General features: G+C 68.8%; 14 protein-coding genes. 5 read left to right on the forward strand and 9 right to left on the reverse strand.

The window, feature by feature from the left end:
* Positions 1–9: 9 nt before the first annotated feature.
* The 3 genes from IEY60_RS16110 to IEY60_RS16120 form a co-directional block, all read right to left on the reverse strand.
* Positions 10–567: an isochorismatase family protein gene (locus IEY60_RS16110; RefSeq protein WP_189028813.1), complete on the reverse strand. Its 558-nt coding sequence runs from the start codon at positions 565–567 to the stop codon at positions 10–12.
* Between the two features lie 18 nt (positions 568–585).
* Positions 586–1371, reverse strand: a complete 786-nt coding sequence (locus IEY60_RS16115; protein ID WP_229739875.1) for an N-acetylmuramoyl-L-alanine amidase-like domain-containing protein — start codon at positions 1369–1371, stop codon at positions 586–588.
* Positions 1372–1441: 70 nt separating this feature from the next.
* Positions 1442–1657 (reverse strand): zinc-binding dehydrogenase, encoded by a 216-nt coding sequence (locus tag IEY60_RS16120; protein WP_229739876.1) that lies wholly within the window; start codon positions 1655–1657, stop codon positions 1442–1444.
* A gap of 198 nt (positions 1658–1855) precedes the next feature.
* Here IEY60_RS16120 and IEY60_RS16125 point away from each other — a divergent pair, with 198 nt between their 5' ends.
* A complete protein-coding gene (locus IEY60_RS16125; RefSeq protein ID WP_189028817.1) occupies positions 1856–2905 on the forward strand; it encodes a glucose 1-dehydrogenase in 1050 nt (349 codons plus the stop codon).
* Between the two features lie 3 nt (positions 2906–2908).
* Here IEY60_RS16125 and IEY60_RS16130 read toward each other — a convergent pair whose 3' ends face one another.
* Positions 2909–3622 (reverse strand): DsbA family oxidoreductase, encoded by a 714-nt coding sequence (locus tag IEY60_RS16130; RefSeq protein WP_189028819.1) that lies wholly within the window; start codon positions 3620–3622, stop codon positions 2909–2911.
* A gap of 177 nt (positions 3623–3799) precedes the next feature.
* Between IEY60_RS16130 and IEY60_RS16135 the strand changes: the two genes are divergently transcribed.
* Together IEY60_RS16135 and IEY60_RS16140 are read left to right on the forward strand one after the other, a co-directional pair.
* Positions 3800–4528: a histidine phosphatase family protein gene (locus IEY60_RS16135; protein WP_229739877.1), complete on the forward strand. Its 729-nt coding sequence runs from the start codon at positions 3800–3802 to the stop codon at positions 4526–4528.
* 155 nt (positions 4529–4683) lie between these two features.
* The gene (locus tag IEY60_RS16140) at positions 4684–6549 is read left to right on the forward strand and encodes a Na+/H+ antiporter (RefSeq protein WP_189028824.1); all 1866 of its coding nucleotides are present in this window, start codon (positions 4684–4686) and stop codon (positions 6547–6549) included.
* Here IEY60_RS16140 and IEY60_RS16145 read toward each other — a convergent pair.
* A complete protein-coding gene (locus IEY60_RS16145) occupies positions 6546–7091 on the reverse strand; it encodes a TetR/AcrR family transcriptional regulator (RefSeq protein WP_189028826.1) in 546 nt (181 codons plus the stop codon). The genes IEY60_RS16140 and IEY60_RS16145 overlap by 4 nt on opposite strands.
* Positions 7092–7305: 214 nt before the next feature.
* Between IEY60_RS16145 and IEY60_RS16150 the strand changes: the two genes are divergently transcribed.
* Complete coding sequence (locus tag IEY60_RS16150; protein WP_189028828.1) at positions 7306–7914, forward strand: TetR family transcriptional regulator; 609 nt, start codon at positions 7306–7308, stop codon at positions 7912–7914.
* A 12-nt stretch (positions 7915–7926) separates the two neighbouring features.
* Positions 7927–8583: an enoyl-CoA hydratase-related protein gene (locus IEY60_RS16155; RefSeq protein WP_189028830.1), complete on the forward strand. Its 657-nt coding sequence runs from the start codon at positions 7927–7929 to the stop codon at positions 8581–8583.
* Between the two features lie 6 nt (positions 8584–8589).
* On the opposite strand, the gene IEY60_RS16160 is transcribed toward IEY60_RS16155, so the two are convergent.
* The 4 genes from IEY60_RS16160 to IEY60_RS16175 all read right to left on the reverse strand — a co-directional run bounded on the left by IEY60_RS16160 (position 8590) and on the right by IEY60_RS16175 (position 12548).
* The gene (locus IEY60_RS16160; protein ID WP_189028832.1) at positions 8590–9438 is read right to left on the reverse strand and encodes a DUF4393 domain-containing protein; all 849 of its coding nucleotides are present in this window, start codon (positions 9436–9438) and stop codon (positions 8590–8592) included.
* Positions 9435–10853, reverse strand: coding sequence for a DUF445 domain-containing protein (locus IEY60_RS16165; protein WP_189028834.1), 1419 nt, complete (start codon positions 10851–10853; stop codon positions 9435–9437). The genes IEY60_RS16160 and IEY60_RS16165 overlap by 4 nt, the downstream gene beginning before the upstream one ends.
* Before the next feature lie 126 nt (positions 10854–10979).
* Complete coding sequence (locus IEY60_RS16170; protein WP_189028837.1) at positions 10980–11765, reverse strand: universal stress protein; 786 nt, start codon at positions 11763–11765, stop codon at positions 10980–10982.
* Positions 11766–11849: 84 nt separating this feature from the next.
* Positions 11850–12548, reverse strand: coding sequence for a dienelactone hydrolase family protein (locus tag IEY60_RS16175; protein WP_189028839.1), 699 nt, complete (start codon positions 12546–12548; stop codon positions 11850–11852).
* Between the last annotated feature and the right edge of the window lie 4 nt (positions 12549–12552).

The raw sequence follows: 12552 nt of genomic DNA on the forward strand, positions 1-12552 counted from the left end.
CGTGCCTGTTCAGGTCGACATGAAGTCAAGGTCGGCGGTCGGGCGGACGGCGGCGGTGCGGCCCGGTGCCTGCTGGTACTGCCAGTAGAGGTTGGTGTGGGCGATGACGTCGTCGGGTTTCGGTGCGCCCCAGGGGGTTTTGTCGAAGGTGGTGTGGGCGTCGGCGACGAGGGTGATGTCATAACCGCGGACGAAGCCGCCGTGGATGGTGGAGCGGATGCACGCGTCGGTTTCGGCGCCGGTGACCACGAGGTGGCCGGCGCCTGCCGCGGCCAGCAATTCCTCGAGCGGTGTGTCTTCGAAGGAGTCGCCGTAGCGCTTGTGCACCAGGGGTTCGTCGTCGGTGCGGGTGAGTTCGGGGACGTACTGCCAGGCCTCGGTGCCGGTGACGAGGTCGTCGGAGGAGTGCTGGATCCAGATCACCGGCACGCGGGCGGCGCGGGCACGGTCGACGAGTGCGGCGATGTTGGCGACCACCTCGTCACGGTGGATCGCTTCGCCGACGACACCGTTCTGGACGTCGACGACGAGCAGCGCGGTATGGGGGCGGTCGGGCAGTGTGGTCACGGCGAAACCTCGCGGGATTCAGAGCGGCCGCAGGACGACGATGCCGGGTGTGGTGCGGACGTAGTCGGCCAGTGGGGTATCGACGACCTGGTAGTCGGCCAGGGAAGAGGCGTTGCGGAACACCGGGCCGGTGGGGGTCTGGACGACGATGCCGACGTGGGTGACATCGAGGCCGGCTTCGGGGGTGTAGGCGCCGAGGAAGTCGCCGGTGCGCAGACCTGCCACGACTCCCCCGTCGACCGCGGCCGCGGGGATGTGGGTGATCGCGCGGTCGACGACGGGCAGGCCGGGCAGGTAGTTGCTGCCGTCGGCTTTGGCGTTGAGGTGCTTGGTGGTGGTGACAGCGGCCGGGCTCAGGCTCGCGGTGATGTCGGTGGCGGCGATGCGGCCGGTGGCGGCCCAGTCGGTGAAGAAGTGCTTGCGCTGGGTGAATTCGACGCGGCTGTCGACATAGCGGGTGGCGATCAGGTTCGTGACGAACTGGTCGCGGTCGGTCGAGCGGGAGGCGGCGGCGACGTAGTCGAGGAAGGTGAAGCAGTCGACGCGGCGCAGGTCGACGACGAGTTGTTCGGGCTCGGTGGCGGATCCGACGAGCATGTTCGCGCCGTAGGGCGTGCCGAGCAGGCGGGCGGAGAGCCGGGCCAGCAGTTCGCCCCGGTCCACGGCGCCCGCTTCGGCGCGCACGGCGAGCAGTTCGTCGATCTTGCGGCCGGTGGCGTCGTCGACAGCCGGTGCGCCGAGGGCGGGTGCGGTGGCGCAGACGAGCGCGGCGAGCACGAGCAGGATCCGGACGATGATGCGCAAGACGCCTCCAGCAGGCAACGGTCGATCGGTGCGAGCGGTTTCCACCGTAGCCGACGGGCCGGGTGCCACCTCAGCTGTCGGGGACGATGACCGCGCGGCCGGTGATCTTGCCCGCGTGCAGCCGCTCGTAGGCCAGGGGCGCTTCGTCGAGGCTGAACGTCTCGACATGCACCGACACATGTCCCTGGCGGGCGATGTCGAGGACTTCGACGAGTTCGGTGCGGGTGCCCCGGTACGGAGACGACACGGTGGTCTCGTAGGGCAGCGCGCCGAAACCGACAGGCACGGTCCCGCCACCGATGCCGAGTGGCGACCTCCTCGATCGTCGCAGCATTCTCGGGATGATTGCAAGCGATTCGCGATCTTGCCGCTGCTGTGCGATCGCGTACCGTTGTCCCAGGCAATTCTTGTTCGTGTGAGTTCGCGAACAAGTTGCTGATGCAGGTTCCGACAGCATCGCCGTTGCGGCGGAAGGGAAACCGACATGCGCGCTTTGACCGTTGTGCCGAACCAGCCCGGATCGTTGAGCATCGAGGACGTGCCGGATCCGGTGCCGGGGCCGAACGAGTTGCTCGTCGACGGGATCTCGCTCGGCATCTGCGGTACCGACCGCGAGATCGCCTCGGGCGAGTACGGGTGGGCGCCGCCGGGACGGGACCGGCTGATCCTGGGGCACGAGTCGCTGGGCCGGGTGCGGACCGCGCCGGACGGAAGTGGTTTCGCCGCAGGCGATCTCGTCGTCGGGATCGTGCGCCGCCCCGATCCGGTGCCGTGCGGGGCGTGTGCGCGTGGCGAGTTCGACATGTGCCGCAACGGGGACTACGTGGAGCGCGGGATCAAGCAGATCGACGGGTTCGGGTCGAGCGAGTGGGTGGTGCCGGTCGATTACGCCGTGCAGCTCGATCCGTCGCTGGCGCAGGTCGGGGTGCTGATGGAGCCGACGACGGTGGTGGCCAAGGCGTGGGATCAGATCGAGAAGATCAACGGTCGGGCCTGGTTCGATCCGAAGACGGTGCTGATCACCGGTGCGGGGCCGATCGGTCTGCTGGCGGCGATGCTCGGTGCTCAGCGGGGACTGGACGTGCATGTCCTCGACCGGTCGACGGAGGGGCCGAAGCCGGGGCTGGTGGCCGATCTCGGTGGGACCTTCCACACGGGTTCGGCCGCGGATGTGGCGGAGAAGATCCACGCGGATGTCGTGATCGAGGCGACCGGCGCTCCGGCGGTGGCGTTGCAGGCCGCGGAGATCAACCACCCTGGCGTGATCGTCTGCCTGACCGGGGTGTCCTCACCCGGTAACGACGCCCCGGTCGACGTGGGCGCGCTCAACCGCAATATCGTGCTCGACAATGCGGTGGTGTTCGGATCGGTCAACGCCAACCGGCACCACTACGAGCTGGCGGCGCAGGCGCTGGCGAAGGCCGACCCGGAGTGGTTGGGCCGGTTGATCACCCGGCGACTGCCGTTGGAGCGCGCGCTCGAGGCGTTCGAGCCGGGTGACCACAGCGATATCAAGGTCGTCATCGACCTTTAAGCGTTAGATCTTGCAGCCGTCCGGGCCGCAGGTCTCGCCGTCGGACTCGGCGGTGATCACCAGTGGTGCCGGGCGGTCGTTCCATGCGGTGGTGAGCGCGTGGGTGAACACCTCGGTCGGCTGGGCGCCGGAGACGGCGTACTTGTTGTCGAAGACGAAGAACGGCACGCCGGTCGCGCCGAGTTGCGTGGCTTCGCGTTCGTCCTGGCGGACGGCGTCGGCGTAGGCGTCCGGGTCGGCGAGCACCGCGCGCACCGCAGCTTCGTCCAGACCCGCGCGCACCGCAAGCGCGACAAGGCGTTCGGTGTCGGCGAAGACCGGTTCGGGTTCGGCGAAATTGCCCGCGTAGAGAGCGTCGAGCACGGCATCCTGCTTGCCCTGCTCGAGGGCGAAGTGCAGCAGCCGGTGCATGTCGAAGCTGTTCCCGTAGTCGCGACCGGTGGTCTGGTAGGGCAGCCCGAGCTGGGCGGCCTGGGCGCCGATGGCGCGCTCGTTGGCGGCGGCCTGCTCGACGCTGATGCCGTACTTGGCGGCGATGCGCGGGATGACCGGGCCGGTCTCACCGGCGGGCAGACCGGGATCGAGCTCGAAGGACCGGTGCACGACTTCGATGTCGTCACGATGGTCGAAGCCTGCCAGCGCCTCCTCGAAACGGGCTTTGCCCAGGTAACAGAACGGGCAGTTGATGTCGGTCCAGATCTCTACTCTGGTGGTCAAGCGGGCCTCCTCCGGCACACGAAAAATCCGGCGGCGATCCGCCGGACATATCTGGACAGGCGTTCAAATTCTTGGGGTGCAACGCGGGCAACGGAGCCGCTATTCCCTGGCGCGTCCGGGCACGACGGGACGAGCACGAAGGAAAGATTGATGGCGTTCGATCGACGGAGGGGGTGGGTGCAGGTGCCCGAAGGATTGGCGGTGCCCCGCGCACTGGGTGGATTGTGGGCGGTGCGGCACGCCCAGAGCGAGGCCAATGCCTGGTACGCGGACCCGGCGACCGAACTGCGGCCGATGCGCGGCACCGACGCCGAGATGGACCTGACCGAGTACGGACAGTGGCAGGCCCGGCGTCTGGGCGACTGGCTGGCGGGGCTGTCCGGGACGCAGCGGCCCGAGCTGGTGGTCTGCTCCCCCTTCCTGCGCACCCGGCTGACCTGGGCGTTGATGGCCGAGGCCGCGGCGACCCGCAACCGGCACCTGCAACCGATCCGGACCCTGGTCGACGAACGGCTGCGCGACCGCGAGATGGGCGTGTTCGAACTGCACCCGTACAAGGCGATCCGCCGCCGCTCCCCCGAAGAGGCCGCCCGCAGGGAACGGGTCGGCAACTGGGTGTACCGCCCGCCCGGCGGCGAGTCGCTGGCCGACGTGGCGCTGCGGGTACGCAGTTTCCTCGACGAACTGGACGTGGTCGCCGCGGGCGAGCAGGTGCTGGTGGTGACACACGACGCGGTCGTGATGTCGATGCGCTACATCCTGGAAGGAATGGGCGCGCCGGTGCCGGATCACCTCGAGCCCGTCCCGAACGCGTCGGTGTCGCAGTGGCGGCGCGAAGGTCCGCGGCTGGAGCTGCGGGTGTGGGGCGAAGTCGGCCATCTCGTCGGCACCGAGCAGGTCGGCTGAGCTCGGCGTGTGACAGCCGATCCCGCACTGCCGACAATTGCTGACAGCCGCGGTGTGTGTCGGGCTGGGGATCGGGGCCGGCCTCGGGGTGTATCGGTGGAGCCCGGTGGCCCAGCACGCCTCGGCTCCGTTGCCGAAGTAGCTCCGGTGGAAGAATGCCGGTTGTGGATGTGGCGATCGGCTTGGTGGTTCTGGTCGGCTCGGCGACCGCGCTCGCGGCGCTGGCCCGGCGATTCGGGGTGTCGGAACCTCTCGTCCTGACCCTGGCCGGCGTCGCCGCCTCCTATCTGCCGATGGTGCCGCAGGTGCATCTCGAGCCCGAGGTGGTGCTGCTGGGTTTGCTGCCGCCGCTGCTCTACACGGCGGCGCTGCGCACCTCGCTGGTCGACTTCAAGGACAACGTGCGCACCATTGCGTCGCTGTCGGTGGGATTGGTGCTGTTCAGCACCTTCGCGGTGGCGCTGGTGGCGTGGTGGTTGCTGCCGGTGCCGTTCGCCGCGGCGGTGGCGCTGGGCGCGGTGGTCGCTCCCCCGGACGCGGTCGCGGCGACGGCGATCGCGCGGCGCACCGGGATGCCACGCAGCATCGTGACCGTGCTCGAGGACGAGTCGCTGTTCAACGACGCGACGGCGCTGGTGTCACTGCGCGGGGCGATCGCGGCGATCGGCGGCACGGTGACGGTGTGGCAGATCGGCGGCGACTTCCTGCTCGCCGCGGTCGGCGGCGCGGTGATCGGCGGGGCGGTCGCGGCGGGACTGGTGGTGCTGCGCAAGCGGATCAACGATCCGGTGCTCGACACCACGGTGTCGCTGCTCGCCCCGTTCGTCGCCTACCTGCCCGCCGAGCATGTGCACGCCTCCGGCGTGATCGCGGTGGTGACCTGCGGGATGATCCTCGGGCACGGCGCACAACGCTGGCAGGGCGCCGCGTCACGGGTCGCGGAGACGACGAACTGGCGCACCATCCAGTTCATTCTGGAGAGCGCGGTCTTCCTGATCATCGGCCTGCAGGTGCGCTGGATCGTCGACGGCGCCTGGCACAGCGGCCTCGACCATCGCACCCTGGTGGTGGCGGCGGTGGCGGTGCTCGCCGCGGTGATGCTCGCGCGGCCCGTCTGGGTGTTCACCCCGGTCCTGGTCGCCCGGCTGTTCGGGCGCACGACCGAGCCGTTGAGCCACGCCGCGGTGGTGTCGTGGGCGGGGATGCGTGGCGTGGTGACCTTGGCGGCGGTGCTGTTGCTGCCCGCCACGACACCGCAGCTGCCGGTACTGGAGCTGCTTGCGCTGGTGGTGGTCGGCGGCACGCTGCTGGTGCAGGGCACCTCGCTGCCGTGGCTGGTTCGGCTGCTGCGGCTGCGCGGTCCCAGCCGCGCCGAGGACGCGCTCGCCAAAGCCGATCTGCTGCAACAGGCTACGAGCGCGGGACTGGCCGAACTGGACAAACAGATCGGCCCCGACACACCGGAGCCCGTGGTCGAGTCGCTGCGGCAACGGCTGATCTGGCGCACCAACGCGGCCTGGGAACGGCTGGGACGCCCCGAAGCCGAACAGATGACCCCGACCGCGGAGTACCGGCGACTGCGGCTGGCGATGCTGGGCGCCGAACGCGATGCCGTGCTGCGGGTCCGCGACGCCGGGACCGTGGACTACGAGGTACTCCAGCATGTGCTGGCGCGGCTCGACCTCGAAGAGTCGATGATCGATCGGTTCGACGAGGCAGACGAGGAACCGGGCGTCGAACCGCTCGCCGGCGCCGGGGCCGCCGACGGCTGCGCTCATCTCGAACACGCGCCGCTGCTGCGGGAGCCGGTCGGTGATCTGGTGTGCCGCCGGTGCGTCGAAGAGGGACTGGCCTGGGTGCATCTGCGCATGTGCACCGGTTGCGGAAACATCGGCTGCTGCGAGTCCTCGCTGGGCAACCATGCCAGTGCCCACTTTGCGGCGACGGCGCATCCGGTGATGCGCAGTGTGGAGCCCGGCGAAGTCTGGCGCTGGTGCTACGTGGACGAGCTGCTCGGCTAGCGGCGGTGCGAGTAGATCAGGCGCGCGTACTCGGCGAGCAGGCGGTCCAGTTCGGTGGGTTCGCCGGTCGCGGCGAGCTGCTGGTAGCCGATCAGCATGGCCATGCCGAACTCGGTGACGACCGAGGCGGTCGCCTCGTCGCCGACGACGCTGTCGATGACTCGGTGCACGGTCCGCCTGCGTGACTCGTCGACCCGCTTGACCGTCACGTGCACCGACTCGTCGTTGGCCGCCCAGGCACGCAGCGCGGCTTCGGCGCCGTGTTCGAGACCGCTGGCCAGCGCCGACATGGCGCGCACGTCGGCATCGGGATCGCCGTGACCGACATCGAGCGCGCGTAGCTCGACCATCTGGCGGTTCTCCCAGTGCTCGAGGAGCGTGTCGACGAAGCCCTGCCACGAGCCGAAGTGGTGGTAGAACGAGCCGCTGGTGACACCGAGGCGACGGCACAGCACACCGATGTTGAGACCTTTGAAGCCGAACTCGGCGAGCACCGCCACAGCGGTGTCGTAGTACTGCTCCTTGGTGACCACTCGGGACATCGCGATGCCGATCTGTTCGTGCGGACAGGGCCGAAGAATGCGAACAGTACCCGATCGTAACGAGGACTCGCGCGAGCGTAACGAAGTCCATGCTGTGCCCGAATCCGCAGCTCTGCGATCGAAATACCAAGTGCCGGAACAAAATCGGTGGCCCACCTGGTCACATGCCCACCCGAATGGAATTACAGAGCAGATGCTCTGTAAACTTTTGTTCATGCCGAGACCGCGTACCCACGACCCGGAGACCGTGCTGGACGCCGCCGAGAACATCGCCGCCCGTTCCGGGCCGGCCGCGGTGACCGTGCGCGCGGTCGCCGCGGCGACCGGAGTCTCCAACGGCGCGCTGTACCACACCTTCGCCTCCCGTCAGGAAGTGCTGGCGCGCACCTGGTTACGCGCGGCCCGCCGCTTCCTGGCGCTGCAAGCCGCCGACATCGACCGTGCCGTCGACGCCACCGACCCGAGCGCCAGGATCGAGGCGGTCGTCGATGCCGCCGAGACCCCGGCGCGCCTGGCCGACACCCACCCCGACTCGGCCCGCCTGCTGATGCTTGTCGACCGCGCCGACCTGCTCGCCGGAGACCTGCCCGCCGACCTCGCTCTCGAGATCGCCGCCACCGAGAAGGCGCTGCTGACCGCACTGAAACGGCTCGCGCGTGCCCTGTGGGGTCGCGCCGACCGGCGCGGGGTCGCCACCGTCACCACCTGCCTGGTCGACCTGCCGACCGCGCTGCTGCTGCGCCGCGACCGGCTCACCGATCCCCTGGCCCGCAGACAACTGCGTGCCGCCGTCCGTGCCGTCCTCGAACTCGGCCCCCGCTGAAAGGAACCACCCATGCCCACCCTGCGCCACCACGACGCGATCGCGATCCTCGACCTCGGCGACGGGGAGAACCGCTTCTCCCCCGACTTCATGACCGAGGTGCACGCCCACCTCGACGCCGTCGTCGCCGCGGGCGCCGCCGCCCTGGTGACCACCGCAACCGGCAAGATCTACTCCAACGGCCTGGACCTGGACTGGTTGTCCGCCAACGGCGACCACGCCGCCGACTACGTCGAAGCCGTGCACACCCTGTTCGGCCGGATGCTGACCCTGCCGATGCCGACCGTCGCCGCGATCGGCGGCCACGCTTTCGGCGCTGGCGCCATGCTGGCGATCGCGCACGACTACCGGGTGATGCGCGCCGACCGCGGCTTCTTCTGTTTCCCCGAGGCCGACATCCGCATCCCGTTCACCAACGGCATGGCCGCCCTGATCCAGGCCAAGGTGCCCCCGAAGACGGCGATCGCCGCGATGACCACGGCCCGCCGCTACGGCGGCACCGACGCGCTCGCGGCCGACCTGGTCGACGCCGCGGTCGCCGAGTCCGAGGTCCTCGACACCGCGGTGGCGATGGTCGCGCCGCTGGGCGGCAAGGACCAGCCGACGATGACCGCGATCAAGTCGGTGATGTTCGCCGACGTCCTGGATGCGTTGCGCGGCAAGGACTGACGGCGATCACGGCAGCCGGGGGCCCTTGCCCAGATAGACGTCACCACGATCGTCGCTGGCCCAGCCGCCCCCGGTGTAGTCGCCGAGTACGAAACACGCGTCGCAGAACTGCTTGCCGAACACCGTCAGGTAGATGCTGCGGTAGGAGCTGATCGCCCGCATCTTCACCGACTTGTAGGCCGCCTGGGCGCTGGGCTGTGCCTCCAGGAACGCGTACCGGCGGAAATCGGCGACCGGTTCGGTGGAGAAGCGGACCAGCCCGAGCCTGCTGAGATTGCCCAGATAGTGGTGATCACGGTCGGGCAGTGCGCATCCGGCCATGTAGGCGATCATGTTGATGCCGTCGGCCAGGCGTTGCGAGCCGATCCCGAACGGCGCCTTGGTACGGATATCGATCGCCGGTTGCGGACCGGCGACGGCGAGGAAACGCAGGATGCGCGCCTCGTCGGGGGTCAGGTCGTGCAGGATCGGCACGAACGAGGGGTGCAGGTCGCGGGGCTGCTGCGCCGAATCCCAGCCCTCGGTGATCATCGCGTCGCCCATCGCCTTGAGATCCTCGGCGTCGACGCCCGATTCGGCGGTGCCGTACACTCCGGCGGCGGTGCTGGTCAGGCCGAGCGCGCTGAGCGCGATCCGGCGCAGCGATTCGACCCGATGGTCGATGATCTGCGAGATCGGTTCGCCCGCACGGATTTCGTCGGCCAGGTCGGTGGCGGTATGCAGCGCGCCCTTGGTGACCGCACCGACGATGTGGCGCAACGACAGTCCCGCGATGCGCGCCAACCCGACCAGGTCGGTGGGGATCCCGGGCTCGGGAACGGGTTCGGGGAGTTTCTCGCGGTCGTCCATGCTCATACTCCGAAGACCAGCAGGTGCAGTGCGCCGACGAGGACACCGAGCGCGCCACCGTGCGCGTACAGCAGCCAGGCGTCCTGTTCGATGGCGGTGTACAGCATTTCGACGAACTCGTCGGGCGGCAGTTCGCGCAGTTTCTCCGTGGCCAGCTGGTCGACGCTGGCCGCGGTCGTCTGGGAGAACTCGACGTCCTCGACCAGCCACGGCTTCATCTCCGTCGCCAGGCTCGCACCCGCCGTCGCCTGGATGGCATCGAACTGACGTGGCCCGACCGCCAGCCGGGTCACCGACCGCAGCGGCCCGAGCACCCGGTCGATCTCGGCCTTGAGGAAGTGCGCGATGACGGCGCGAGTCTTGTCGCCGCTGGGCCCGTCGAGAAGTTGTTCGGTGACCACGTCGAGGGTGACGATCTGGTACCCGATCGCGTGCCCCAGATCGGCCGCGGCCTGATGCTGACGTTTGGCGAATTTCGCGACGCCCCAGGGATATTTGTAGCGCGGCTGCGGTGTCGCGGGCTCGAACACCACCTTGATGGCGATGATGTTGACCAGCATCCCGACGACCGCGCCACCGAGGAGCACCCACAACCATGCCGGTAGGAAATGCAGGATGGCGTAGAGCCAGCCCGGCAGCGAGATCATCGCGGGCGTGTCCCCGTGCGGGGTGCTGTAGTGCAGCAACGACAACCACAGCGCCACGATCACGCCGAACGGCAGACCGATCACCCCACTGCGGATCATGAACCGCAACTCCGGCGCGCCGAGTCCGTAGATGACGTCCTTGAGCAGTTCGGGACGACGCCGCAGATAGCCGACGACCATCAGCTTCACATCGAGCAACTGGTTGATATTGGCGCCGATGAAATCGAAGGCGCGGTCGGTGATCGCGGGCAGTTCCGCCTCGACCGTCGAGTACACGACTTCGCGTGCGCGCGGCGGCATGTCGGCCCACAGCTGCGGATGCTCGGTGATCATGATCGAATCGACCATCGACCGCACGTTCGGCAACGCCACCTGCGCGACCTGGGCGGAGATCTTGCGCGGATCCATCTGGTCGAAGAAATCCTTCGCGGTCCCGATCTTGGCGACGGCATTGTCGACCATCAGGCTCGCCATCTTCTCCGCGCGAGCCGGGATGAAGCCCTGGAAACCGAGGATGCCGCCGGGCGCGAAGGTCGGCAGGATCTGCACCTTGCGCGGCAGCAGCGGGAAGATCGTCTTGAGGCCGGGCACGTAGAACCCGGTGAACCGCACCGGCGCGAACAACATGATCACGCCGGTCCAGTTGGTGATCAGACCGGCCATGGCACTGAAGATCGGAATGCTGATCATGTCGACCCAGAACTTGCTCAGGCCGGTTGTCTTCTCCCAGTCGAGCAGGCCGAAGAAGCCCGCCGCTTCGATCCCAGCATTCATCCGGCGTCCACTCCGTCGTGTTCCGAACATCGCGCGTTCGGTCATCATAGGTGACCGAACAGGAGGTTCCGGGCAAGTTTCGCAGTTACCCGCTAAACCGGAGCAAACCTGGAATCGTCGGGCGACTCACCCGTTGCTGGTGTTCACCAGCAGCAGGTTGGTGTCGATGTCGTGGGTGACCTTGTTGGCGACCGAGCCCAACAGCCGTGCGGGACCGCTCATTCCGCGATTGCCGATGACCACCAGGTCGTACTTCCAGGCCGCGTTGCAGATCGCCTCCGCCGCGGGGACCCCGGTCAGCACGTCGCGGCCGAACAGTTCCGGATCCTCCACCTCGGCGGCGCCTTCGACGTCGACGAGCGTCGCGGCGCCGTCGTCGTCGGTTTTGGCCGCGGTCACCAGGAACGGGCGCGCGCCGAGGCCGACCGCGACCTCGTAGCCGCGGCGCACCGCGGTGATCGAACTCGCCGATCCGTCGGTGGTGAGCCCGACCGTGGTCCACCGCTTCGGGATCTTGTGGGTGAACACGACATCGGTCTCGCTGTGGTGGGACACGTGATTGGCGGTCGAGCCGAGCAGCCGTGCCTTCGAGCTGCCCAGGCTTCCGCCGCCGATGACGAGCAGGGTGCCGGGTTCGCCGGCGGCGACCTCCAGCAGCACCGCGCCCGCGGTGCCGGGAAGCTCGAGGCACACCACGTCGGGCAGGCCTGCGTCGAGCAGCGCTTCGGCGGCGGCCGCGGTGACCGCTTCTGCCCACGCGGAATCGGTGCCCGCCTTGAGCGTCGCTTCCTTCCAGACGCTGACCACGGTGACCCCGAGATCGAGCTTGAGCGCGAGTTCCCCGGCGACCGCTACGGCCGTGCGCGCGGATTCCGAACCGTTGGACCCCACCACGATGCGCTGGTATCCCATGTGACGCTCTCCGATCGACGGCAGGTCAGCTGCGCTTCGCCACAGTATAAACACCGCACACTCCGGGCAACCCGCTCGCGGGGCTCACTCGCCGGTGCGCAGATGCCGGTCGAAGAAGGCGAAGATCCGCCGCCAGGCGTCCTCGGTCGCCGCCTCGTCGTAGCCGAGGCCGATGCGTTGCAGCACCGCGTTTCCGGGCAGGACGTTGGCGAAGCTGTGGGTGGCGTTCGGGTAGGTCTTGATGTCGTGCTCGACGCCGTTGGCGGTCAGCGCGGCTTCGAGCTTGCCCGCGGCGCCGGGCAGTGACGGATCGAGCCTGCCGTAGCTGGCAACCACCGGGCACGCGCCATCGAGCAGGGTTTTGTAGTCGCCGTAGAGGCCGCCGTAGAACGGGGCCGACGCGTGGAAACCCTGCGGTGCGGTGAGCAGCGCGAATCCGCCACCGAGGCAGAAGCCGAGGACCGCGATGCGGCCGGTGCAGTCGGGGTCGGCGGCGAGCCGGTCGCGGGCGGCGAGGATCTCCCCCACCGCCGGCCCCTCGCCGGTGAACGCCAGCGCGCGGAACGCCTGCTGGATGCAGCGGGCGCGGCCACGGGTGAACAGGTTCGGTGCGATCGCCAGATAGCCGTGACCGGCGACGATGTCGAGTTGATGGCGGAGATCGGCATTCAGGCCGAGGCCGTCGTGCAGAACCACGACGCCCGGCCACGGGCCCGCTCCCTGCGGACGGGCGACCAGCGCTTCGAGGCTTCCGGAGGGACTATCGATCTCGATCGATTCCATTGCT

The organism is Nocardia rhizosphaerihabitans (genome assembly GCF_014646295.1).
GTDB classification, from domain to species: domain Bacteria; phylum Actinomycetota; class Actinomycetes; order Mycobacteriales; family Mycobacteriaceae; genus Nocardia; species Nocardia rhizosphaerihabitans.